Origin of the sequence: Paenibacillus sp. HJGM_3, assembly GCF_045062745.1 — a bacterium.
GTDB lineage: Bacteria > Bacillota > Bacilli > Paenibacillales > NBRC-103111 > Paenibacillus_AA.
The window spans coordinates 37,219-59,818 of the sequence record NZ_JBJGED010000001.1; the positions used below are offsets into that span (position 1 = coordinate 37,219).

Here is a 22,600-nt window from a genome sequence, read left to right on the forward strand (position 1 = left end):
TAGGATGAGGAAAAGAAAGCCGATTAAGCCAGTCCGCGGATCATGGCGGTGACGCCGGTCCGGGAAAATTCGCGAATGCCGTAAGGCTTCAGCAGCTCGGCCATCGCGTCGATCTTGTCGGTGTCGCCGACGACCTGCACGATGAGCGACTGCGGCCCGATATCGACGACCGCCGCGCGGAACGTCTCGACGATGCCGAGGATTTCGGGTCTTGCGCTCGGCTCGGCGTTGATCTTGATCAGCGCGATCTCGCGGGCGACCATCGGATTCGAGCTGAGATCGACGACCTTGATCACGTCGATCAGCTTGTACAGCTGCTTCATGACCTGATCGAGCGTGTTGTCATCGCCCGTCGTGACGATGACCATGCGGGAGAGTCCGGATTCCTCGGACTCGCCCACCGTAATGCTCTCAATGTTGAAGCCCCGGCGGCCGAACAAGCCGGCCACCCGCTGCAGCACGCCGGGTTGATTGTTCACTAGCACGGAAATCGTATGTTTTCTGGCGCTCATTCCGAATCCCCCATTATCATGTCGCTAATAGTCGTACCGGCCTGAACCATCGGGAACACGTTCTCTTCCTTGCGGACGACGAAGTCGATGACGACCGGCCCCGGGGTATCGAGCGCTTCCTGCCATGCCCGGCGTGCTTCTTCTTTGTTCGTCGCGCGCAAGCCCTTCACGCCGTACGCTTCGGCCAGCTTCACGAAATCCGGGCTGCCCGCCAAGTCAATGTGGCTGTAGCGGTTGCCGTGAATGATCTCTTGCCACTGGCGCACCATCCCGAGCACTTGGTTGTTGATGATGACGACCTTGACCGGAATGTTGTTGATCGCACAGACGGCCAGCTCTTGGGCGCACATCTGCATGCCGCCGTCCCCGTTGATCGAGACGACCAGCTTATCCGGATTGCCCATCTGAGCGCCGACCGCGGAAGGGAAGCCAAAGCCCATCGTGCCGAGCCCGCCGGAAGTGACCATCGAGCGGGGATGCTTGAACTTGTAGAACTGGGCCGCCCACATCTGATGCTGACCTACGTCCGTCGTGACGATCGCTTCGCCGTTCGTCGTCTCGCTGATCATCTCGATGACGAATTGCGGCTTCAGCTCCTCGTCGGAATCCTTGTACTTGAGCGGGTACGCCGTCTTCAGGTCGGCAAGCTTCGCGATCCAGGCTTGGGACTTCGCCGGCTTCGCCTTCGGATTCGCCGCCCGCAGGACGGCCTTGATGTCGCCCAGAACCGGATAGTCGACCTTCACGTTCTTGCCGATCTCGGCCGGATCGACGTCGATGTGCGCGATCGCCTTCGCGTTCGGCGCGAAGCCGTCGAGCTTCATCGTCACCCGGTCGTCGAACCGGGAGCCGATCGAGATGATCAGGTCCGCATGCTGCAGCGCGTGGTTCGACGTATACGTGCCGTGCATCCCCGGCATCCCCGTCCACAGCTCGTGGCCGCTAGGGAAGCCGCCCAATCCGAGCAGCGTCGTGGTGATCGGGATCTGGGTCTTGTTCACGAACTCGACCAGCTCCTCCGATGCGTTCGCGTAGACGACGCCGCCGCCTGCCAGGATGAGCGGGCGCTCGGCCTCCGTGATCGCTTGGAGCAGATCGTCGATCTGCTTCTCGTCCACCGCCATCGAAGGCTTGTAGCCGCGAATGTTCACCGTTTCGGGGTAGTAGAACTTGGTCGTATGGTTCGAGACGTCCTTCGGAATGTCGATCAGCACCGGGCCCTTGCGGCCGGTATTGGCGATGTGGAACGCCTCGTGGATGATCCGCGGCAAGTCCTCGACCTCGCGCACCAAGTAGCTGTGCTTCGTGATCGGCATCGTGATGCCCGTAATGTCGGCTTCCTGGAACGCGTCGGTGCCGATGAACGGCTTCGCTACGTTGCCGGTGATAACGACGAGCGGCACCGAGTCCATGTACGCCGTCGCGATGCCGGTCACCAGGTTCGTAGCTCCCGGACCGGAGGTGGCGATGCAGACGCCGACCTTGCCGGTCGAGCGGGCATAGCCGTCCGCCGCGTGAATCGCGCCTTGCTCGTGACGGGTCAGCAAGTGATTGAAGTCTTTGTTGCCATGCATCGCATCATAAATATATAGAACCGCCCCGCCCGGATACCCGAATACGCAATCTACGCCTTCCAGCAAGAGAGAACGGAGCAATATTTCCGAACCGGAAATCACATCGGGCTGCAGCAGCTTCTGGCGCAGCGCTTCCTTGGATTGTGTCGCTTCCATTGACAATTGAACACTCATGAGTAATCCTCCTCTCAATCTGTGCCCCTCGAAGCGATGTCAAGCGCTTGACATCATGACCCGAGGACACGTACCTGGTCGTGCACGAAGCCATGCATGCAAATGGCCGAATGCACCAAAAAACCCCTCTCATCCCGGCGCTAACAGCAGCGCACATTGGGACGAAAGGGGTTAACTCTTCCGCGGTACCACCCGAGTTTGCCGAACACCTCACGATGTTCAGCCTTAGCAAGTTGTCGTTCAGCAGCCCGGAGACCCTGTCAGAGACTTGCGGCACAGTAACGAGTGCCAATCCGATTCTCCCTACTGAGCCGACCGTAACGTTCCGACCGTCGTTCAGGAAAACAGCTCCGAGGTGAGCTCGTCAATAAAGGATTACGGCGCAGGTTTCAGCAGTTCCTGTCGCTCTCTGAACATAAGAGCCTTTATCACTTCGTCCTCATCATAGCCGATAACATAAAGTGTAATATTGTCATTAATTATAGCATCCTTGGCCTAATAGTCAAGACCTTAATGCGAATTCGATCTGTGGCACAAAATGGATGCGTTTACGCCAAAAAATTGCGAAAAGGGATAGCCCTCCTGCGCGCGCGTCCACTATAATCGGATCAAAGAGCTCCGAAGGAGGCCCGTCGTCATGCACATCTTGAAGATCGAGTCGTTTATGGAGGGTCCGGACTTCCCGTTCTTCGCCGGCCCCTTCCGTATCGAAGCGGGCGCGCCAATCCGCCCCCACGCCCACGACTTCGTCGAGCTGGCCTACATCGCCGAAGGCTCGGGGACGCATTGGTACAAAGGGGAGATGTATTCGATCGGAGCCGGCGACGTATTCGTCATCGAACCGGGGGCGGAGCATTCGTACGAAACCGCAGCCGACTCGTCGCTGCTCGTCTACAATGTGCTGTTCCTCCACCGCCTGCTCCAGACCGAGCTCGAGACGCTGTCGGAGGTGACCCCGTTCCTCGATTTTTTCTACGTCGAACCGTTCCTCCGCAGCGCCGTCCAGTTCCAGTCCCACCTCAAGCTGGACGTCTATGAACAGATGGAAATTAAAGCCCTGCTCGACCGCATCATCGCGGAGTTCGAAGGCAAGCCGATCGGCTACCGGATCTTGACGAAGACCCGGCTGATCGAGCTGTTCGTCTTGCTCAGCCGCTGTTTCGCCCAGCGGCGCACCGCCTCCGCGTCGTTCCGGACGGAAGCGAACATGCTCGCCAGCGTCTGCGCCTTCATCGAGCAGCACTATGCCCAACCCCTCACGCTGCAGCAAGTTAGCCAGCTGTGCGGCATGAGTCCGTCGGCGTTCTCCGCCAAGTTCAAGCAGCACACCGGCAAGACGTTCATCGAATACCGCAATTCCATCCGGCTGCAGGTCGCGGCGGAGCGCATGCGGCATACGGAGGAGAAGCTGCTCTCCATCTCCCAGGAGGTCGGCTTCGACGACTTGAGCTTTTTCAACAAGCTGTTCAAGCAGCAGTTCGGGCTGTCTCCCGGCCAGTATCGGCGGCTTACAACATAAGCACCGTTCCTCGGGCACGCTTTACAACGAGACAGTACCTTTCTAGAACAAAAAAAGCTGCCCCGTCAGGGACAGCTTTCATAGCAGCTAGCCAGCTTAAATCTTCGCTTTCGCAGCGTCCGCCAAGCTCGTGAACGCCTTGGAGTCGTTGACCGCGAGGTCTGCGAGCATTTTGCGGTTCACTTCGATGCCGGCCAGCTTCAGGCCGTGCATCAGCTTGCTGTAGGACAGTCCGTTGATGCGGGCCGCAGCGTTGATCCGCACGATCCAAAGACGGCGGAAATCGCGCTTCTTTTGACGGCGATCCCGGTACGCGTACATCAGGGACTTCATCACTTGCTCGTTCGCGGTTTTGAACAAGCGGTGTTTGGAACCGAAATAGCCTTTTGCAAGCTTCAAAATTTTCTTATGACGACGACGAGTGACAAACCCGCCCTTAACTCTTGCCATGGTATTCTACCTCCTAGAATTATCGTGCTCGATACGGATTACCCTTCGATCAGGGACAATTGCTGCTTCAAGCGTCTAACGTCGCCAGGCGCCATGATCGGCTGACCGCTCAGGGTGCGCTTTTGGCTCGGGGATTTCCCGTACATCAGATGGTTCTTGTAAGCTTTGTATCTCATGACCTTACCGGTCCCCGTAATCTTTACACGATCCTTCAAGCTGCTGTGCGATTTCATTTTCGGCATCTCAATATCCTCCTCTGTTATAGTGTTGCCGCCTTAAGCTTGCTGCTTCGGCGACAAAATCATAATCATGCTGCGGCCCTCGAGCTTCGGCCGGCGCTCTACGATGGACAAGCTCTCCACCTCAGTCGCCATCCGCTCGAGCACTTTTTGGCCGATGCTGGCGTGCGTGATCTCCCGTCCCCGGAAGCGGACCGACAGCTTCACCTTGTCCCCGTCGCCGAGGAACTTCGCCACGTTGCGCAGTTTGGTCTGGAAGTCGTGCTCATCGATCGTCGCAGACAAGCGAATTTCCTTGATCTCGACGACTTTCTGATTCTTCCGGGCTTCCTTCTCCTTCTTCTGCATCTCGTAGCGGAACTTTCCGTAATCCATAATCCGACATACAGGCGGCTTAGCGGTCGGAGCAACGTTCACCAAGTCGAGGCTGGCATCGATGGCGATTTGCATCGCTTCGCGGATCGGCTTAATCCCGAGCTGTTCGCCGTCTGGACCGATCAAGCGAACTTCCTTGACGCGAATCTCGTCATTGACCATATGATCTTTACTAATAACGTTCCACCTCCGTAGTTGGATGCAAGAATGGATTTCCAAACAAAAAAATGCAGGCAGTATAGAACCGCCCACATCTCATCTCATTCTTCCTGACAACAAACCTCTAGAATGAACGTTATGCGAACCAGCCAACGCCGTTGGGCAGGTGAGAAGCGGGCGCTTCTGCTTGTTGCATATTTGTTAAGACACTCTTGCTACTATAGCATCATTCGGGCGGTCTGTCAAACCGCCCGAATGCCTTTTACTTGCCTTGGATCTCTTCCATGCGGATGACGCGCGTATGCTGCGTGTGGCTCCACGTCTTGTTGTTCTGCGTGAAGAATGCATACACGGTAATCGGCCACCAGGACGCCAGGAAAATCGGGTACGTGATGAGCGACAGGTAAATTCTCCACGACTTGACCTTCTCGAGCATGAGCGCGATCGGGAATTGGACGTAGATGATCGCGGTCAACGTCATCACGAGCAGCGAAGGCAGATAGTCATACAGCGAAGCAAAATGCGGTTCGCCGGGAAGCAGCTTGTCGGCATACAGAATCGCGCTGAAGATGAAGCCGAACATAACGTTGTACACGTTGATCGTATAGATCGCGGTATCGATCTTGGACAAATTCATCTCCTTCAACCCTTGCCACATGAGCGGGAAGAAGTAGCGCCTCGCCACAGCGAAGTGGCCTTGCATCCAGCGCAGGCGCTGACGGGCGGAAGCCTTGAACGTAAGCGGCTTCTCGTCGTACACCTTCGCATCGTAGTTCATCACCGGATTAATCCCGCGCTGTACGCAGCGCACGGTGAACTCCAAGTCCTCGACCAGGCTCGTCGCGCCCCAGCCCATTTCCTTGAGCAGGTTCGATTCGAACACCATCCCGGTACCGCCGAGGTAGTTGGCCAGTCCCAGATTCGTCCGGGGCAGTTGCCACAACCGGTTGCAATACCAGTACGTAACCCCATAGGCAGCTGTAATCCAAGAATCGTGCGGGTTCTTCGTGTCCAGGTAAGCCTGGATGACTTGCTTGCCGGAGCACAGATCGTTGTTCATATGCTGCAGGAAGTCCAAGCTGACCAGATTGTCCGCATCGAGAACGACGACACCGTCGTACGATCTCGGCATCTTCCACAGCTCCTTGAGCATCCATTCCAGCGCATAGCCTTTGCCGCGCAAATGCGGGTTATTCCGGACGCAGGCATTCACACCCAGCTCGCGGGCGATGTCGGCCGTCCTGTCCGTGCAGTTATCGCAAATGACAAACACGTCGTACAGTTCTTTCGGATAGTCCATTTTCTTCAAATTCTCGATCAGCGCCCCGACGACTTTCTCTTCATTGTGCGCCGCAATCAGCACGGCGAACGATTTTTGCGCGGGATAATGCACGGATCGTTTTCGCTTGTAATAGCCGAAGAAGGTGAAGATAAGCTGGTACACCCCCATGAAAGCCAGTATCACCTGCATGGTGAATACGAAGTAATCAATCATGGTTGACCCCCCTTTTTGTGGTTAAAAATGACCCTAGGTTCTCTTTGTCGTCAAACATGTATAATTTTGGTTTTCAGGAAACAGACGTGACCGAATATGATTTTCCTCTCTTTGCCTCCATTTGTCAAAATCCCATTTTCGCTGCTTTAAGGCAGAATGGCGGGATTATGACGGGTTTATCGCTTCATGATCGACTGCCTTGATCAATAGAGCCGATTCCTGCGAGTTCTCGATGCTTTTCACGAAAGTTTAACATTTTGGTGAAAAGGCCTGTGTCCCATTATACCCGACGGTCCTACTCGAGACAATCTTATCGAAGTCCTATTTTAGCGCCAGGAACCGCAGCCCATTCGACTTTTTTCGCATCTCGGTCTCCGATTACCGTCATATAGCTATCGAATAACCGCCCGAATATCGAATCCCACGACTGTTTGAGGCTGTACGCTCTCCCTTCTCGCGACAAGCGGTGAAGCATCTCGCGGTTCGAGAACAGCTGCTGTGCCGCATCCCGGTTGGCCGATACGTTGAGAGGCGGACACAAGAGCCCGTTCACCCCGTGTGTGATGAGATCTTGCACTCCGCCCGCAGAAGCGCCGATAACGGGGGTCCCCGATGCCATTGCCTCTAGGACGACATTGCCGAACGTCTCGGTCGCCGAGGGGAACCAGAACACGTCCGCCGCGGCATACAGCTCGCTGAGCGACTTCCCGCCCATGAAGCCGGTGAACGTGATCCCTTCGTGATTCCGATACGTTTCTTCCAATTCCTTCAACATCGGTCCATCCCCGACGAGAAGCAGGTGGGACTTCCGCTTTACGGATTCAGGCAACGCTTCATAGCCGGCGAGCAGGACGTCGATACTCTTCTCAGGCGCAATACGACCTACGTAGAGGTATACGAATTTATCCGACGGCACGCCAACCCGTTGCAGAACCGCTTGCCGGTCCACCATCGGATGGAATCGGGAAACGTCGACACCTCTCGACCAAATCTCCAGCCGCTTCAGCCCTTTTTCCTGCAAATATGTAAGCGTGGAGGCCGAAGGAACATAGATTTTCTCGCAGCCTTGATGAAACCATAGCACATATTTCCATAACATCGGTTCTAACCATTGCAGCTTATAAAATGCCAAATATTGATCAAAATGCGTATGGTAGGAAGCGACCAAGGGGATATTGTGCTTGTGGGCATAGCGCTGCCCGAATAAACCCAGGTTGAACGGCGTGGCCACATGAATCAAATCCGGTTTGAACTGGGCGAGCGACTTGCGGATGCGGTTCGGGTTCGGGATCGCGAGCTTGCACTCCGGATAGAGAAGGAACGGGATGCTGTAGAAACGGTCTACTATGGATGAATTGTATGAAGGCGAATTACGGTCCACTGTATGAGGAGCGAATATTCTAAGCTCCACCCCTTTTCTCTCCAAATAGTCTGCCCATCTTCCCAAGGTACCCGCCACTCCGTTCACATCAGGCAAAAAAGTATCCGTGAAGATTGCCACCTTCATCCTATGTAACCTCCTATCGTTGGACTGACAGCCATTACTGCTCAGTATAACCATCTAATGTTTTTGGAATATCATCGAAACATAAATTTTCATTTACCTTCGCTTTAATACTCATCTAACATTTATGGTGTATGATCAGGTTAGAATCAACGCAAGGTCAACTAGGAACGGAGGGAGCATCATGAGCCGAGTCGTAAGCTGGCTGAAGCAGCATGAAAATAAGTTATTTTTCTGGGTGAACCGGCGTATGCGGCATGCGATCCTCGATCGATTGTTCGCTGTCATCACGCATTTGGGCGGAGCGACCGCGACGATCGTCATTTGCCTCAGCATAGGCCTCGCCGTTAGGGGCAATCTGCGGCTCGCGGCTTGGCAAGCGCTGCTCGCCCTGGCCGTCAGCCACATTCCGGTCGCCCTGGTGAAGAAGAAGTACCCTAGACAACGTCCTTATCTCGCGCATCCTGGAGTGATTTTTGGTAAAAATCCGCTCAAGGACCATTCCTTTCCATCCGGTCATTCTACCGCGATCTTTTCTGTCGTCATTCCGTTCGTTTTCGCCGCCCCGGGCTTCGCCCTGCCGCTCATCACGCTGGCGGTCATGGTCAGTTTGTCTCGGATTTACTTGGGGCTGCACTATCCGTCGGATTGCATCGCCGGGAGCGTGCTCGGGATGGGCGCCGCCTTCAGCGCGGTTGCATTCGTCGGTTGAGTTCGAGTATTGTAGTGGTGACTACTACGACATTGGTACAAGGAAAGGGTGACCCCCGCCTGAGAAAAAAACGGATCTTGCTGTTGTCCGAGGGCTTCGGAGCCGGTCACACGCAAGCGGCGCACGCCCTGTCCGTAGGACTGCGGCTGCTCTCGCCCGACCTGCGGACGCGAGTGTTCGAACTCGGAGCATTCCTGCATCCAACCTTGGCGCCCTGGATATTTTCCGCATACCGCAAGACGCTGCTAACTCAACCGAAGCTCTATGGCATGGTCTACCGAGCCCAATATAACAAATCCCTGAATCGAATTACCCAATTGGCGCTCCATCGCATCTTCTACAGCCAGACGGCCGAGCTCATCCGCCAGCTGCGGCCGGATACGATCGTCTGCACGCACCCGTTCCCGAACGTAGTCGTGTCGCGATTGAAGCGGGCCGGGCTGGATATCCCTCTGTGTACGGTCATCACGGATTACGACGCCCACGGTACGTGGGTAAGTCCCGAGGTGAACAAGTACCTGGTGTCCACGGCCGAGGTGAAGGAAAAGCTGCAAAGTCAGCACGGAGTGCCGGCTCATCGCATCGAAGTGACGGGTATTCCCGTCCACCCGAATTTCTGGCAGCAGCACAACCGCGAAGAGCTGCGGCAGCAGTTCGGGCTGCGCGACATGCCGACCGTCCTCGTCATGGGCGGCGGCTGGGGGATGCTGAATAAGGAAAGCCTCATGGCGCATATGACGACATGGCGCGAGCAAATTCAGTTCCTGTTCTGCTTCGGCAACAATGACAAAGCCCGCGCGCAGTTGGCGGAGACGCCGCTGTTCCAGCATCCGAACATTCATCTGTTCGGCTTCACCCGCGAGATCGACAAGCTGATGGACGTGTCCGACCTGCTCATCACCAAACCCGGCGGCATTACGTGTACGGAGGGGCTAGCCAAAGGCATCCGGATGCTGTTCTACAGCCCGATACCGGGGCAGGAGGAAGAGAACTGCCAGTACTTCACCGAGCAAGGGCTGGGCGAGCCGATCAAATCGCACGAGACGCTCGACGCCTGGTTCGGGAAGCTGGTCCGCGAGCATCCCCGAGATCAGCTCGCCCGGGTCGGCGCCGCACCCGAGCGGCAGCCGGCGTATACGCCGCAGCACGGCGCGCAAGCGATCATGCAGCTGCTGTAAGCGGCTGCGATGTGCGGCACACGAGATTAACGGTTAGCATTGCCGATTATAAGCCGAACCCTTGAACGCCATACGAACGAAGACCCGGCCGATGGGCCGGGTCTTCTGATTAATATCCTATAGATGTAGATCAGTTCGCATCGTCGTCGTCCCGGTCGTCGGGCGCCGCGGCGGCTTCGTGTTCTTGCTCCGATGCCAGCCGATGCAGGTGGCTATTCAGCGCAGCCTCGCCGATGACCACCTCCACGCGATGGATCGGAAAGCCGCGGCCCGAGAACTTGCTCTCGTATTCGGTCATCACGTTGTTCAGGGAGGGCCCGTCCACGTGCAGGTCCAGCGAGATGTTGCGCATCCGGAGGCCCATGTCCGCGAACGTATTGAGCGAGAATTCGAACAGCGAGCGCGAATCCGTCTTGAAATGAATCTCCCCGTTCGCGTTCAACAGCTGCCTATATTTGTTCACGAATCCGCTGTGCGTCAATCGCCGGCGGGCATGCCGCTTCTTCGGCCACGGATCGCTGAAGTTCAAGTAGATGCGCTCGATCTCGCCGTCCGCGAACGCCTCCTCGATGCGCTCGATATTCATCCGCGCGAGCGCCAAATTCGGCGGAGCCGCCCCATCCTCTCGGCCCGCCGCGAGCCGCGCCTTCTCGCTCGCCCTGCGCACGAGCTCGTCGTACATATCGATGCCGATGAAATTCACATCGGGGTGAAGGACGCTCATCTCCGAGATGAACTTGCCCTTGCCCATCCCCAGCTCGATGTGAATCGGCTTGTCATTGCCAAAAAACTGGGCCCAGCGCCCGCGGTGCTCGCTCGGCTCCAAAATGACGAGCTCCTGCTGCCGCTCTAGCGATTCGCGAATCCCTTTTCTGCCTCTCAATCTCATACGTGCTTGTCCTCCATCGATAACTCCATCATCAGTCCCATCATACAGGAAAAAGAAAACCTCCTCAACCGATCCATAGGTGGATCGACCGAAGAGGCGTTGGCTTATTGACGTATCGATGCTTACAGCTCCAGCGAGGAATAATGAACTTTATCGCTCTCCGGAATGAGCAGATGCTCCAGTTCCTTGCGCAGCTTGCGCTTGGCACTCACGGTGACATGGCTGTTCGGGACGAACCGCTCCCCGGCGCTCAGCGCCAACGCTTCCTTCACTGTCAATTCAATCGTGATCTTTTCTTCGCCGTTCGGAAATTGAAATTCAGAATTCATTGTTCTCACCTCTCGGAGTTTTTTCCAGTATGCCCAAAGCTGAACAAGTTCATGAATTCAAGTACGGTTATGTGGCGAGAATCCTGCTGATGCTTGAACTTTCTTATTTTTAATTTAACACGTCATGTTAGGTTTTGCAAGGGAAAAAGCTGACATGGAGCCAATTTTTTTTCCAGATTTTTCGCCATTCTCGTCTTGTCATTCCCGGTCGCCCTGACTACAATGAAGGCATAATCCGTCGAATAAAGGAGAGGTTGGGCGAATGGCTTGGACCACGCTGTACGAAACCGATCGAATGGATATCCGGCTGGACCTGGATGCCAAGCAGGTGCTGATGGAATTCAATAGTGGCGGGCTTGTTCCCTCGTATGTCACGCTGCACTTGGACACAAACGAGATCGAAGCGCTCGAGCAGGTCCTCCATCGTGCCAGGCAGCTGCTCGCGGAGTAAAGGTCCGACGGACCATTGGTAGAAACGTACCAGTAATGATACAATGGTGCCATGGGCAGACGGCTGCCTAGACACGTTTCCGTTGAAAAGGAGCTTTACCGTCATGACAGGCACGTTGCAGCATCGCGCTCCTCTTCTCTGGGGGGACAAGCGATTTCATACATGGAATTACGAAATGCGGGAGCGATTCGGAACGAAGGTGTTCAAGGTGATGCTCGACGCGGGCTTCACATGCCCGAACCGGGACGGTTCGATTGCGGCCGGCGGCTGCACGTTCTGCAGTGCGCGGGGATCCGGAGATTTCGCCGGAAGCCGGCGGGACGACCTCGTCACCCAGTTCAACACGATTCGCGACCTGCAGCATCAGAAGTGGCCGGAAGCGTCGTACATCGGCTACTTCCAGGCGTATACGAATACGTATGCGCCTGTAGACGAGCTGCGTGAGTATTATGAAGCCATTTTGCAGCAACCCGGCGTCGTCGGACTCTCGATCGCCACGCGTCCCGATTGCTTGCCGGACGATGTGGTCGAATACTTGGCCGAGCTGAACGAGCGTACGTATCTGTGGCTCGAGATGGGGCTGCAGACCGTTCACGAGTCGACGTCCCAGCTCATCAACCGGGCGCATGACACGCAGTGCTACCTGGACGCCGTGGCCAAGCTGCGCAAGCATAACATCCGCACATGCGCGCATATCATCTATGGATTGCCGGGCGAGACGCACGAGATGATGCTCGAGACCGGACGAGCGGTAGCGGAGATGGACGTGCAGGGGATCAAAATTCACTTGCTCCACCTGATGCGCAAGACGCCGATGGTGAAGCAGTATGAGGCCGGGCTGCTCCGTTTTCTGGAGAAGGAGGAGTATGTCAAGCTGGTCGTCGACACGCTCGAGTTCCTGCCTCCGGAGATGATCGTCCACCGCCTGACCGGCGACGCACCAAGGGAGCTGCTCATCGGCCCGATGTGGAGCCTGAAGAAGTGGGAAGTGCTGAATGCGATCGACGACGAACTCCAGTCGCGCGATACATGGCAAGGGAAGTACTGTCGATCCTGACTTGACGATTCCTGGGGAGGAATGAGAATGTCGCAAGCGAAAAAGGGGAAAGTCGCATTCAAGATCAACCTGGCCGGCACCCGGAATACGGCGCTGCTCTCGGCCGCTCTGCTGCTCGTCCTGGCCGGCTGCGGAGAGGCCAAGCCTTACAAGCCGCAGACGACGGACAGCGGCAGCAAAATTGTCGAGCCGGCCACCGCCGGCGGCTCGACCGCCTCGCCGACGCCGACGAAGTCCGCGTCGGCCACCACTGCGCCGACGGCGACGCCGGCGGCTACTGCTTCGGCGACGCCGGCCGCTACGGCGACGCCTGCAGCCACGCCGTCGCCGACGCCGGTGGCGAGCGCGCCGGTCGTGGCTACGCCGGCCGCGACCGTGGCGGCGCCGCCTGTGGCGACCGCGTCGCCTCCGGCGAGCACGGCGCCGAGCGCGACGCCTGCGCCGACGGTGACGGAGCCGGCCAGCGCGAGCTCGGGGGCCGAGGCGCTGTACAAGGCGAGCTGCGTCTCCTGCCATGGCGATCAGCTCCAAGGCAAGGTCGGGCCGAACTTGACCAAGGTAGGCTCGCGTAAGACGAAGGAGCAGATCGTCACGCAAATCACGAAGGGCTCGTCCAAGATGCCGGGCTTTGAGAAGTCGCTGGATGCTGCGGCGATCGAATCGTTGGCGGCTTGGTTGGCCGAGAAAAAGTAAGGTATGCACCTCAAGGTTGGGCTCGGGAATATCCCCTGCCCAACCTTTGTTTTTGTTGGGATGCTTGGGACCAGTAACACGATTTTTCCGGCTTATTCTCGCCTCTCGGCGAATTAGAACGGTCTAGGGCACATTGGATGCCTGGTGCGTGTTTGGCCGATCGGGGCTCGATCCTGGGCGAAAGGGATAGTGGCACAAGGAGTTTAGAAGGGCCATGGTACAGCCGTCGGTTCTATTCAATGCGAGCATCGGATGCCTACTGAAGGGAGACAAGCCGTGGGAGTGAGAGAGGTTATGAAAGTACAGAGGAGTTGGCAACCGTAGTCATTGCCAATCACGACGGCATATGGTATCTTGGCATCGGAGCTTTGAACGGCTAACAGATGCACCCTGCATCGATGTTATATGAAAGGAACTGAAACGATGGGATTCCGATCCGTCTTGAGCATGGCCCAACAATGGGCGGCCGAGCGAATTCAGCCGGGCGATACGGCCATTGACGCCACGATCGGCAACGGCGTCGATACGCTTATGCTGTGCCGGGCCGTCGGACCGACGGGGACGGTGCACGGCTTCGATGTGCAGCCTCGAGCGTTGGCCGAGACGCAGGCCCGCATCGAAGCCGAGGGCACGGCCCGCATTGCCCGGCCCGTGCTGCACCTGCGCAGCCACGCCGAGATGCTCGAGGCGCTGCCTCCCGATTGCCGGGGCCGCGTGTCTGCCGTCATGTTCAATCTGGGCTACTTGCCCGGCGGCTCGGAAGACGCCGAAGAAGGCGCCGGTCCCATCATCACGCGACCGGACACGACACTGCCCGCGCTCGACGCGGCTCTCACGCTCCTCAAGCCGGATGGTGTCCTTACGATCGTCCTATACAGCGGACACGCCGGGGGCGAAGAAGAAGCGGAAGCCGTCCGCTCGTGGGCGCAGCGGCTGCCGCAGCTGTCGTATCAGGTGCTGGTGTACCAATTTCTGAATGCCAAAGCGGAAGCCCCTTACCTCATCGGGGTGCTCAAGAAGAAACCGCCCGTTCAGGCGGACAAGGAGAGAACGAGACGATGACGACGAAGCCCTACCCTCTGCAATTCCAACCCGAGATGAAGGAACGCGTCTGGGGAGGCCGTGCCCTGGAGCAGTTCGGCCTGCAGCTGCCGGACGGCCCGATCGGCGAAGGCTGGATGATCGGCGACCATCCGAACGGCACGACCAAGGTAATGAACGGACCGCTCGCCGGACTCGGGCTCGATGAAGTGCGGGAGCGATACGGCTACGTCTTATTCGGGACGAAAGGAGCCCCCGCGGACAATAGCACCCGGTTCCCCTTGCTGATCAAGCTGCTGGACTGCAATGACGACTTGTCGGTGCAGGTACACCCGGACAACGAGTACGATCGCTTGCCGCCCGGCGAACTCGGCAAAACCGAGATGTGGTATATCCTGGATGCAAAGCCCGGCGCCAAAATCATCTACGGGCTGAAGCCCGGCGTTACGCGCGAGACCTTCGCCCAAGCGATCGCGGAAGGCCGCATCCTGGAATCCCTTCAGGAGGTCGATGTGAAAGCGGGTGACTCGTTCTACATCCCGGCCGGAACGGTGCATGCCCTTTGCGCCGGCGTGCTGGCTGCAGAGATCCAGCAAAATTCGGACACGACGTACCGCCTGTACGATTACGACCGGCCCGGTCTTGACGGCAAGCCCAGAGCGCTGCACATCGAGGACTCGCTGAACGTGATCGCCTATGAAGGAAGCGGCGCGAGCCGAATGACGACCGAGCTGCCCGGTCCCGGCCAATGGCTCCTCTTGGCCCGCTCCCCTTACTTCACGGTGGAAAAAGGCGCGGTCGACGGCACGTGGCCGTTGCAGACGACGCCGGAGAGCTTCGTCATTCTCATCGTGTGCGAAGGCACCGGCGCCTTGACATGGCCGGACAGCGCGCAGCCGGGCCGAATTCCGGTGAAGCCGGGCGACTGCTTCCTGCTGCCGGCGGGCCTGGGCGACTATACATTAGAAGGAACGTTCACCGTACTTCGCAGCTACTTGCCTTAATCCAACTCAGACCAGGAGTCGAACTCGTTATGGAACATCCTTCTTTAGAAATGCTGCTGTTTTTGATCGCGGCCGGTTTTTTGGCTTCGTTCATCGACTCGGTCGTCGGGGGCGGAGGCTTGATCTCCGTCCCTGCCCTTCTGCTGACCGGGCTGCCACCCGGTATGGTGCTCGGCACGAACAAGCTCGGGGGCACCGCCTCCTCGCTCACGAGCTCGGCCTCGTTCTTCCGCTCGGGGAAAATCAATCTCAAGCTCGTCCTCTGGCTGTTCCCGCTAGCCTTGGCCGGATCGGTCGGCGGGGCGGTGACGGTGCAGTACATCCCGGCTCCGTTCCTGAAGCCGATCGTGGTCATTTTGCTTATCCTGGTCACCGTGTACACTTTGTTCAAGAAAAATTGGGGAGCCATGTCTACTTACAAAGGGCTTGGCAAACGTACCGCGCTCGTGAGTGCGCTAGTGGCGCTCGTCATCGGGTTCTATGACGGGTTCTTCGGACCGGGCACGGGCTCGTTCCTCATCTTCGCCTTCCTGCTGCTAGGCTTCGACTTCGTCGGGGCGGCCGGCAATGCCAAGGTACTGAATCTCGCGAGCAACTTCGGCAGCCTGATCACGTTCATCCTCATGGGCTATGTGAATTTCTACTATGGATTGCCGATGGCGGCCGCGATGGTTGCAGGCGCGCTCGTCGGCTCCCGCCTCGCCATTCGTCGTGGGGTGTCGTATGTGAAGCCGCTGTTCATCCTCATGTCCACCCTTCTCATTGGCAAGCAGCTGTGGGATCTGTTCCACGTCTAAACTCGTATCGCTTCATTAAAATAGTCTCGACATAGGAGTGGTTGACTTGACATCCTTATCCGCCGCCGCAAAACCATCCAATGCCGTCTGGCTCTATCTTGGCCGGGAGGCGCGCACCCCGGAGGAAGTGGAGCAGCTCCTCGACTGGTGCGGCCGCAACCGTATCGGCAAGGTGCTGGTCCACATGGACTTGCAGCCTGCCCATCAAGACGCGATTCGCGACCAATTGAACCGCTTGACGGACGCTTGCGCATCCGCCGGCATCGAAGTCCATGGCATGATCAGCGCGCTGATCCAGCGCACGAAGAACCGCGTCGAGCTGCAGTTCCAAGATCCGGACTGCTACTGCGTCGACGTGCACGGCATCTCCAACTGGGACGAGCCCGTCTCCGGGACCGCCTATGTGCTCGATCCGGGCAAGCCGCAAGTCGTTGAGACGATCAGCCGAGGCGTCGGCCGGCTTCTCGAGACGTTCCCGGGCCTCGCCGGCGTGCATCTCGATTTCGTGCGGTACTACTACTTCGACAGCGTGCTGACGGTCGACACGAAGAGCGCCGGCCATTGGCTCGGCAGCGTGCCGAAGCCCGGTCAGCCGATCCGCATCGAGACGCTGAACGGTACCCGGACCACCTTCTTCGTCGAGGAAGCGTCGAACGCGTACAACGACCCGCCGATCGGGGACAAGCTTACGCTGCGGCACGAGTACCGCTTCTGCTTCTGCGACGCCTGCGTGAGCGGCTTCCTCGCGCAGAGCGGCGTGCAGCTGCCGCCGGCGCTGGCGCTCACGCCAAGCGCCGCAGGCGCAGCTGCGCCCGACGCCGCAAGCGCTGACGCCGACGCCGACAGCGCCCGCATCCTGCGCGGCGAGCGCGCGCAGTGGCTGCTGCGCGAGCACGCGGCGGCTTGGGCTGCGTATCGCGCAGGCCTCATCACGGCGCTGATCGCTGCGATCCGCCGCGCCGGGCAAGACGTGCGGCCGACCACGCAGCTGTCGGCCACGATCTGGTACAACGCGCCGTACGGCAACGAGCTGCGCGGCTTGCCGCTGCAGCCGGACAGCGTGTACGACGGCTTCGGCCAGAAGTGGCAGGATTGGGTCGCCCAGGGGCTCGTCGACTTCCTCTGCCCGATGGACTACTGGCTCGCGCCGGACAGCTTCGAAGCTGTCGTTAAGCAGCAAACAGCAGCGGCAGGCGAAGTCCCGGTCTACCCCGGCATCCTAAATTCCGCCGAATACGCACTGAACGCCGAACAGTTCCAAACGTACAAGACGGCCGCCGAGCTATCCGGCGCCGCCGGGATCACATTTTTCCATTACGGGTCCTGGAAAGAAGTCCTGTAACGCCTCGCCCCTTCCGGTTTTGACTCGATTCTCGCAAACATGGTTTAATAGTAATAGACTGGAAGGGAGCGTGGCACATGCCTAGAATGAAATCGATCGTGAAGGAATGGATCTTGCCGCTGGCGATCGCGGTTGTGCTCAGCGTGCTGATGCAGACGTATGTAGCGCAAGCCGTGAAGGTGCCTACCGGCTCCATGGAACCGAACATCGCCATCAATGACCGCCTCTTCATGGAGAAGCTCGTCAAGTTCACCCATTGGGAGCACAGCGACATCGTCGTCTTCAACCACGACGCAGACGGCAAGGGCGAGGTCCGCTACGTGAAGCGCCTCATCGGCCTGCCTGGGGATACCATCGAGGTGAGGGGCGGCGTGCTGTACCGCAACGGCGTGGCGGTCGACGAGCCGTACTTGACGGTCGTGACGAATTACAATTTCGGTCCGGTCGAGGTGCCCGACCATCATTACTTCTTCCTCGGCGACAACCGCAACTTGAGCTACGACGGCCACCTGTGGCCGAACCGGTTCGTCGACGAGAGCAAGCTCGTAGGCAAAATCTTGTTCCGCTATTACCCGTTCTCCAGCGCCGGGACGTTGTAATCGGCAAAATAATACCGAAGCCCCCCTTAGCCACTTCACGACTAAGGGGGGCTTCTCTCTATTCCTCCACCGGCACCGCCCCGGCCAGCTGCTCCTTGCGGAACTCGCGCGGCGACATGCCGCTCCACTTCTTGAACATCCGGTTGAACGAATTCACATTTTGGTAACCCGCTCGCACGGCGATGTCCTGCACGCGCATATCGGTCTCGAGCAGCATGCGCTGCGCCTCGCGGATCCGGACGCCGTTGACGTAGTCGACGAAGTATTCGCCCGTCTTCTCCTTGAACACGGTAGACAAGTACCCGGCCGTGATCGGCAGATGCTCCGCCACGATCTCCAGCGTCAAGTCCTCGGCGTAGTGCTGCTCGATATAGTGCAGGACAAAATCGATCGTCGGGTCCGCATTCTTACGCTGTCCCCGGATCTCCTCGCACGCCGCGACTAGCAGCCGGCTGAAGAATCGGCGATAATGCCGGCCGGCATAGAAGCTCTCTCCCGTGCGCAGGCCGGTCAAGACCGGCTCGATCGCCTCATCGTCCAGGCGCAGCGCGTGCAACGTCTTGCGCACCTTCTGCACGATCTCGACGACGAACTCCTGATATTGCTGCACCGTCGCGCACTTGCGCTCCATGAGCGCGAGATGCCGGTCGAGCAGCTGCAGCAGCTCCTGCGTATTGCCGGCCGCGAGGTTCGAGTCGAACTGCTGCTCCTGGGCAGGGGGGAATAGGTGCCCGGCGGGCCGTCCCGCCGTCTCTCGTACGACCTGTGTCGACTCCTTCAGCTTCCGCTGCTGCAGCAGCTTGACCGTCTGCTCGTAGGCCACCGTGACGTCCGTCTGCGGCGGGAAGGCCGGGGAGACCGCGATCGTGAAGAAATAATAGTCCTTGTCGTGGCTCAACACTTGCAATAGCTCCTCGATATACGCGGTGAGTCGAGTCTCGTCGGTGTCGCCGAGCACCGTCAGCATTTGCCGGCTCTCCACCTGCAGCGTGAGCGCTGTCGGGAATACCTGGCGGATGCCGGTATTAATGAATTCGTAGATGCAGTAAGTCAGCGGCCCCGGCTCTTCCTTCATTTCTTCCCAGAACCGGTCTTTGTACGTAATTTCATAAATGATAAAGCGGTTCACCTGCAACAGCATCGAGTCGACTGCGCCGCGGGAGCCGTTGTGAATGTTCTTCAGCTTGTTCAAGTATCCGAACGAAGCGAGCTGGTTGTCCTTGTGCATCAGGTCGAGCTGGATCTTCGCATTCGTCGTGAGCATGTCCTCCAGCTTCCGGCCGATGAGCTCGAACTCGCGGATTTTGCTCTTGAACAGCCCCTCCTGCCCGCCGATCGGCTTCTGGATCGTGCTCACCATCATTTTCACCGGCTTATGGAACCGCATGCTGAACCAGACGGACAGCACGACGCTGACGGTCAGAGCGAGCAGAAGCAGCAGGATCAAGGTCAGGTTCAGCCGGGACACTTGTTCCGAGATGCTCGCCCCCGGTACAATGTTCAAATAAGTGAATCCGGTGAACTCGCCTTTCCGATAAAAGTAATAAGTATTGTCCTGCAAGACGTAAGTATCGTCGCCGGTCAGCTGGGGGATCCGCTGCAGATCGGTCTGCCCGGTCGTCGAGTAGATCGGGCGCTTGGCTTGGTCATAGATGATGAAGTTCGCGTTGACCGAGCGGTGGAAGGCGCGGAACAGCTTGCCCGCATCGAGCATGGCGACCAGGTAGAAGTCGTTGTTCTGCCAATGTTTATTAATGTAAGGGATGAACTGTCCCTTCGGCATCGCTTCGCCGGATTGGTAGAAGGCGTGCTCGCGGAACGAGGCCATCGGGAATATTTTCGACGTATACGTCTCCTGGAACTGCTGCTGCCAGAAGGCGTCAGGATACTCCGGACTCGCATAAAACTTCTCGAACAGCGATACCCGGTCGTTCGTCCCCGTACGGCTCAGCGTGAGGGTCGGGTCTTGGAACACTACGATCGCATTGTCCACGTAGATCAGCGGATTGCCGACCACCTTGACGATCTCCTGCTTGATCCGATCCAGCAATTGAAACCGCGCATTCCCGGTGCTCATCAGCAAGCCGCTCATCTCGTCGTTGAAATAAAGCGCATACATTTGTTTTTGCACAAGCTGAAAATGTTCTTCATACCGATCCGAGGTGAACCGGATGTTCTGGGCGTTGTAACGGATGATCTCCCCTCGGATATTGCTCTGGAAAAAGGTGAACGAGAGGTAGTTGAACGAAACGAGCAAGACGATCACGGCGAGAAAGCCGAGCAAGAGCCGGAGGAGCAAAGAAGAAGCGCCGAATTGAACCCGCGTAATCAGACGGATACGACCTCACCTCCGAACAGGTTGGCATGCGATTTGGGGATGATTTTATCATACATGACCGGGGTTGCCACCGGAAGAGTGCTTCCGGTCCCCTTTCTACGCAAATTCCAGAATAGTTAACAAATTTTCGAAATCCGCAGATCTGCGTACTTTTCCGAATTGCTATGGATTCCAAATCCCGGGTCGGGTGGTATGCTGAGAGCATGTTCACGTCGCGCCGACGGCCGGTGCCGCCTGTGGACTCCATCCGTTGAAAGCGTCATCAAGCCTGTAGATCGGGGGATTGCGGACATGAATCAAACGCCTGTGTTATGGAGGAGAGCGGTCAAAAGCAAATATTTGCTGCTGATGTTTCTGCCCTGCTTGTTGTATTATGTCATCTTCAAGTATTTGCCCATGGTCGGCATCGTGATCTCGTTCAAGGACTACAGCCTGTATAAAGGCATCTGGGCGAGCAATTGGGTCGGGCTGAAGTATTACAAGCTGTTCTTCCACAGCCCGGACTTCTGGGTCCTCCTGCGCAATACGTTTCTGCTCGGCGTCTATAAGCTGATCTTCGGCTTTCCCGCCCCGATCCTCCTGGCGCTGCTCCTGAACGAAGTAAAGCACGTCTTGTTCAAGCGGTTCGTCCAGACGGTCAGCTACTTGCCGCACTTCATCTCGAACGTCGTCGTCGCGGGCATGGTCGTCATGTTCCTGTCGCCGTCCACCGGCTTCGTGAACCGGATCATCGCGTCGTTCGGCTTCGAACCGATTCATTTCATGATCAAGCCCGAACTGTTCCGCTTCATCTATGTAGGCTCGGAAATTTGGCAGCATATCGGGTGGGAAGCGATCATTTATTTGGCAGCGCTTACTTCGATCGATCCGGCCCTCTACGAAGCCGCCGACATCGACGGCGCGAGCCGTTGGCGGAAGCTGTGGAACGTCACGTTGCCCGGCATTTCCTCCACCATCATCATCCTGTTCATCTTGAACGTCGGCCGCGTGCTCGAGATCGGTTTCGAAAAAGTGTTCCTCCTGTACAACCCGGCCACCTATTCGACTGCCGACATTCTGAGTACGTACGTGTACCGGACGGGGCTCATCAGCGGCAACTTCAGCTATGCAGCGGCCATCGACATGTTTACCGGCGTCGTCTGCCTCGTCTTCATAGTCACCACGAATGCGCTTAGCCGTCGCTTGTCGCAGACGAGTCTGTGGTAAAAACCTATCCCCACAAAGTGAAGATTCGCTCTGGAGGTATTCCAAGTACTTTGCGGGGGGCCCCGAAACATGAAAGGAGGATGCATCCATGAAACGCCGCTCGTTCTCCGTTTTCTCGGTCGTTGTCACGATCCTGCTGCTCGGGGTCGTCGTCGCCACCTTGTATCCGTTCGTGCATATGGCCGCCGTGTCGCTCAGCAGCAACGTCCCGGTCATGCGCGGCGAGGTGAGCTGGTATCCGAAGGGCCTTCAGTTCGACATTTACCGGCTTGTCCTGAAGGACCCCCGTATCGGCACCGCGTATCGGAACACGATCACCTATGTCGTCGTCGGGACGGCGATCTCGCTCGTCGTCACCTCCCTCGGGGCGTATGCGCTGGCCAAACGAGATATGCTGTTCCACCGCGGCTTCACGCTGCTCATCATTTTTACGATGTTCTTCGGAGGCGGCATGATCCCAACATTCCTCGTCGTGAAGTCGCTTGGCGTCATCGACACGATCTGGGGCATGGTCCTGCCCGGCGCCGTCAGCACCTGGAACCTGCTGATCATGCGGACGTTCTTCTCCAATATGCCGGCCGAGCTCGAGGAATCGGGGCGTATCGACGGCCTGAGCGATATCGGGGTGTTCTTCCGTATCGTCGTCCCGCTGTCGCAAGCGGTGTTCGCCACCATCGGCCTGTTCTACGCGGTCGGGCTGTGGAACAATTTTCTCCTGCCGCTCTTGTACTTGCGCGATCAGGATCTCTTCCCGCTTCAGGTCATCCTGCGCAACATCGTGCTCGCCGGCCAGATGAATCAGGCGGACAGTACCGCCATCGGCGACGCCAACGTGATTCTGGAGGAAACGCTCAAGTACGCGACCATCATGGTGTCCACCGTTCCCATTCTCTTGGTCTACCCCTTCCTGCAAAAGTATTTCGTCAAAGGCGTCATGATCGGGGCGGTCAAGGGTTAACCAAT

23 protein-coding genes and 1 other annotated feature are annotated in these 22,600 nt (G+C 57.7%); of the genes, 13 read left to right on the forward strand and 10 right to left on the reverse strand.

Annotated elements, in window-relative coordinates; translation table 11 throughout:
* Positions 1-23 precede the first annotated feature (23 nt).
* The gene (gene ilvN / locus ACI5FR_RS00160) at positions 24-512 is read right to left on the reverse strand and encodes an acetolactate synthase small subunit (RefSeq protein ID WP_405448704.1); all 489 of its coding nucleotides are present in this window, start codon (positions 510-512) and stop codon (positions 24-26) included.
* Positions 509-2,260: a biosynthetic-type acetolactate synthase large subunit gene (gene ilvB / locus ACI5FR_RS00165; protein ID WP_405448707.1), complete on the reverse strand. Its 1,752-nt coding sequence runs from the start codon at positions 2,258-2,260 to the stop codon at positions 509-511. The genes ilvN and ilvB overlap by 4 nt, the downstream gene beginning before the upstream one ends.
* 637 nt (positions 2,261-2,897) lie before the next feature.
* On the opposite strand from ilvB, the gene ACI5FR_RS00170 reads away from it, so the two are divergent.
* A complete protein-coding gene (locus ACI5FR_RS00170; protein WP_405448710.1) occupies positions 2,898-3,779 on the forward strand; it encodes an AraC family transcriptional regulator in 882 nt (293 codons plus the stop codon).
* A 96-nt stretch (positions 3,780-3,875) separates the two neighbouring features.
* On the opposite strand, the gene rplT is transcribed toward ACI5FR_RS00170, so the two are convergent.
* From rplT to ACI5FR_RS00195, 5 genes are all read right to left on the reverse strand, one after another.
* Positions 3,876-4,229 carry a 50S ribosomal protein L20 gene (gene rplT / locus ACI5FR_RS00175; protein WP_405448713.1) on the reverse strand — a complete coding sequence of 118 codons (354 nt, stop codon included), beginning with the start codon at positions 4,227-4,229 and terminating at the stop codon, positions 3,876-3,878.
* Positions 4,230-4,267: 38 nt separating this feature from the next.
* The gene (gene rpmI, locus ACI5FR_RS00180; protein ID WP_405448715.1) at positions 4,268-4,471 is read right to left on the reverse strand and encodes a 50S ribosomal protein L35; all 204 of its coding nucleotides are present in this window, start codon (positions 4,469-4,471) and stop codon (positions 4,268-4,270) included.
* 33 nt (positions 4,472-4,504) lie between these two features.
* Complete coding sequence (gene infC / locus ACI5FR_RS00185) at positions 4,505-5,005, reverse strand: translation initiation factor IF-3 (protein WP_405448718.1); 501 nt, start codon at positions 5,003-5,005, stop codon at positions 4,505-4,507.
* Between the two features lie 53 nt (positions 5,006-5,058).
* Positions 5,059-5,197 (reverse strand) — a sequence feature (ribosomal protein L20 leader region).
* A 67-nt stretch (positions 5,198-5,264) separates the two neighbouring features.
* Positions 5,265-6,497, reverse strand: coding sequence for a glycosyltransferase family 2 protein (locus ACI5FR_RS00190; protein ID WP_405448720.1), 1,233 nt, complete (start codon positions 6,495-6,497; stop codon positions 5,265-5,267).
* A gap of 310 nt (positions 6,498-6,807) precedes the next feature.
* A complete protein-coding gene (locus ACI5FR_RS00195) occupies positions 6,808-8,004 on the reverse strand; it encodes a glycosyltransferase family 4 protein (protein ID WP_405448723.1) in 1,197 nt (398 codons plus the stop codon).
* Between the two features lie 181 nt (positions 8,005-8,185).
* Between ACI5FR_RS00195 and ACI5FR_RS00200 the strand changes: the two genes are divergently transcribed.
* Positions 8,186-8,713: a phosphatase PAP2 family protein gene (locus ACI5FR_RS00200; protein ID WP_405448725.1), complete on the forward strand. Its 528-nt coding sequence runs from the start codon at positions 8,186-8,188 to the stop codon at positions 8,711-8,713.
* Positions 8,714-8,772: 59 nt separating this feature from the next.
* Positions 8,773-9,891 (forward strand): MGDG synthase family glycosyltransferase, encoded by a 1,119-nt coding sequence (locus ACI5FR_RS00205; protein WP_405449778.1) that lies wholly within the window; start codon positions 8,773-8,775, stop codon positions 9,889-9,891.
* Positions 9,892-10,021: 130 nt separating this feature from the next.
* Here the strand turns inward: ACI5FR_RS00205 and trmB are convergent, their stop codons facing one another.
* Both trmB and ACI5FR_RS00215 read right to left on the reverse strand, forming a co-directional pair.
* The gene (gene trmB, locus ACI5FR_RS00210; protein WP_405448728.1) at positions 10,022-10,780 is read right to left on the reverse strand and encodes a tRNA (guanosine(46)-N7)-methyltransferase TrmB; all 759 of its coding nucleotides are present in this window, start codon (positions 10,778-10,780) and stop codon (positions 10,022-10,024) included.
* 122 nt (positions 10,781-10,902) lie between these two features.
* Positions 10,903-11,109, reverse strand: coding sequence for a hypothetical protein (locus ACI5FR_RS00215; protein WP_405448731.1), 207 nt, complete (start codon positions 11,107-11,109; stop codon positions 10,903-10,905).
* 262 nt (positions 11,110-11,371) lie between these two features.
* On the opposite strand from ACI5FR_RS00215, the gene ACI5FR_RS00220 reads away from it, so the two are divergent.
* The 8 genes from ACI5FR_RS00220 to lepB all read left to right on the forward strand — a co-directional run bounded on the left by ACI5FR_RS00220 (position 11,372) and on the right by lepB (position 18,093).
* Entirely contained in the window at positions 11,372-11,560 is a 189-nt protein-coding gene (locus ACI5FR_RS00220) for a hypothetical protein (RefSeq protein WP_405448734.1), read from the forward strand.
* A 103-nt stretch (positions 11,561-11,663) separates the two neighbouring features.
* Complete coding sequence (mnmL, locus tag ACI5FR_RS00225; RefSeq protein WP_405448737.1) at positions 11,664-12,617, forward strand: tRNA modification radical SAM protein MnmL/YtqA; 954 nt, start codon at positions 11,664-11,666, stop codon at positions 12,615-12,617.
* A gap of 27 nt (positions 12,618-12,644) precedes the next feature.
* Positions 12,645-13,310: a c-type cytochrome gene (locus tag ACI5FR_RS00230; RefSeq protein ID WP_405448740.1), complete on the forward strand. Its 666-nt coding sequence runs from the start codon at positions 12,645-12,647 to the stop codon at positions 13,308-13,310.
* A 423-nt stretch (positions 13,311-13,733) separates the two neighbouring features.
* The gene (mnmM, locus tag ACI5FR_RS00235) at positions 13,734-14,372 is read left to right on the forward strand and encodes a tRNA 5-(aminomethyl)-2-thiouridylate-methyltransferase MnmM (protein WP_405448743.1); all 639 of its coding nucleotides are present in this window, start codon (positions 13,734-13,736) and stop codon (positions 14,370-14,372) included.
* Positions 14,369-15,355, forward strand: coding sequence for a type I phosphomannose isomerase catalytic subunit (locus ACI5FR_RS00240; RefSeq protein ID WP_405448746.1), 987 nt, complete (start codon positions 14,369-14,371; stop codon positions 15,353-15,355). Before mnmM ends, ACI5FR_RS00240 begins: the two co-directional genes overlap by 4 nt.
* Positions 15,356-15,384: 29 nt before the next feature.
* Positions 15,385-16,152, forward strand: coding sequence for a TSUP family transporter (locus tag ACI5FR_RS00245; RefSeq protein WP_405448749.1), 768 nt, complete (start codon positions 15,385-15,387; stop codon positions 16,150-16,152).
* Between the two features lie 46 nt (positions 16,153-16,198).
* A complete protein-coding gene (locus tag ACI5FR_RS00250; RefSeq protein ID WP_405448752.1) occupies positions 16,199-17,494 on the forward strand; it encodes a glycoside hydrolase family protein in 1,296 nt (431 codons plus the stop codon).
* Positions 17,495-17,571: 77 nt separating this feature from the next.
* Positions 17,572-18,093, forward strand: a complete 522-nt coding sequence (gene lepB, locus ACI5FR_RS00255; RefSeq protein WP_405448755.1) for a signal peptidase I — start codon at positions 17,572-17,574, stop codon at positions 18,091-18,093.
* A gap of 58 nt (positions 18,094-18,151) precedes the next feature.
* Here lepB and ACI5FR_RS00260 read toward each other — a convergent pair whose 3' ends face one another.
* On the reverse strand, positions 18,152-20,392 hold the full coding sequence (locus tag ACI5FR_RS00260) for a helix-turn-helix domain-containing protein (protein ID WP_405448758.1): 2,241 nt from the start codon (positions 20,390-20,392) through the stop codon (positions 18,152-18,154).
* A 330-nt stretch (positions 20,393-20,722) separates the two neighbouring features.
* Between ACI5FR_RS00260 and ACI5FR_RS00265 the strand changes: the two genes are divergently transcribed.
* Together ACI5FR_RS00265 and ACI5FR_RS00270 are read left to right on the forward strand one after the other, a co-directional pair.
* A complete protein-coding gene (locus ACI5FR_RS00265; RefSeq protein WP_405448760.1) occupies positions 20,723-21,637 on the forward strand; it encodes an ABC transporter permease in 915 nt (304 codons plus the stop codon).
* Positions 21,638-21,725: 88 nt separating this feature from the next.
* Positions 21,726-22,595, forward strand: coding sequence for a carbohydrate ABC transporter permease (locus ACI5FR_RS00270; protein ID WP_405448763.1), 870 nt, complete (start codon positions 21,726-21,728; stop codon positions 22,593-22,595).
* The last annotated feature ends 5 nt before the right edge of the window (positions 22,596-22,600 follow it).

Bases quoted from the DNA above. Each gene is read 5' to 3' on its own strand.
- ACI5FR_RS00195 (WP_405448723.1), bottom strand. From the start codon at position 8,004: ATGAAGGTGGCAATCTTCACGGATACTTTTTTGCCTGATGTGAACGGA.
- ACI5FR_RS00220 (WP_405448734.1), top strand. From the start codon at position 11,372: ATGGCTTGGACCACGCTGTACGAAACCGATCGAATGGATATCCGGCTG.
- ACI5FR_RS00215 (WP_405448731.1), bottom strand. From the start codon at position 11,109: ATGAATTCTGAATTTCAATTTCCGAACGGCGAAGAAAAGATCACGATT.
- mnmM (WP_405448743.1), top strand. From the start codon at position 13,734: ATGGGATTCCGATCCGTCTTGAGCATGGCCCAACAATGGGCGGCCGAG.
- trmB (WP_405448728.1), bottom strand. From the start codon at position 10,780: ATGAGATTGAGAGGCAGAAAAGGGATTCGCGAATCGCTAGAGCGGCAG.
- rplT (WP_405448713.1), bottom strand. From the start codon at position 4,229: ATGGCAAGAGTTAAGGGCGGGTTTGTCACTCGTCGTCGTCATAAGAAA.
- ACI5FR_RS00265 (WP_405448760.1), top strand. From the start codon at position 20,723: ATGAATCAAACGCCTGTGTTATGGAGGAGAGCGGTCAAAAGCAAATAT.
- ilvN (WP_405448704.1), bottom strand. From the start codon at position 512: ATGAGCGCCAGAAAACATACGATTTCCGTGCTAGTGAACAATCAACCC.
- rpmI (WP_405448715.1), bottom strand. From the start codon at position 4,471: ATGCCGAAAATGAAATCGCACAGCAGCTTGAAGGATCGTGTAAAGATT.
- ACI5FR_RS00270 (WP_405448763.1), top strand. From the start codon at position 21,726: ATGAAACGCCGCTCGTTCTCCGTTTTCTCGGTCGTTGTCACGATCCTG.
- infC (WP_405448718.1), bottom strand. From the start codon at position 5,005: ATGGTCAATGACGAGATTCGCGTCAAGGAAGTTCGCTTGATCGGTCCA.
- ilvB (WP_405448707.1), bottom strand. From the start codon at position 2,260: ATGAGTGTTCAATTGTCAATGGAAGCGACACAATCCAAGGAAGCGCTG.
- mnmL (WP_405448737.1), top strand. From the start codon at position 11,664: ATGACAGGCACGTTGCAGCATCGCGCTCCTCTTCTCTGGGGGGACAAG.
- ACI5FR_RS00245 (WP_405448749.1), top strand. From the start codon at position 15,385: ATGGAACATCCTTCTTTAGAAATGCTGCTGTTTTTGATCGCGGCCGGT.
- lepB (WP_405448755.1), top strand. From the start codon at position 17,572: ATGCCTAGAATGAAATCGATCGTGAAGGAATGGATCTTGCCGCTGGCG.
- ACI5FR_RS00190 (WP_405448720.1), bottom strand. From the start codon at position 6,497: ATGATTGATTACTTCGTATTCACCATGCAGGTGATACTGGCTTTCATG.
- ACI5FR_RS00240 (WP_405448746.1), top strand. From the start codon at position 14,369: ATGACGACGAAGCCCTACCCTCTGCAATTCCAACCCGAGATGAAGGAA.
- ACI5FR_RS00170 (WP_405448710.1), top strand. From the start codon at position 2,898: ATGCACATCTTGAAGATCGAGTCGTTTATGGAGGGTCCGGACTTCCCG.
- ACI5FR_RS00200 (WP_405448725.1), top strand. From the start codon at position 8,186: ATGAGCCGAGTCGTAAGCTGGCTGAAGCAGCATGAAAATAAGTTATTT.
- ACI5FR_RS00230 (WP_405448740.1), top strand. From the start codon at position 12,645: ATGTCGCAAGCGAAAAAGGGGAAAGTCGCATTCAAGATCAACCTGGCC.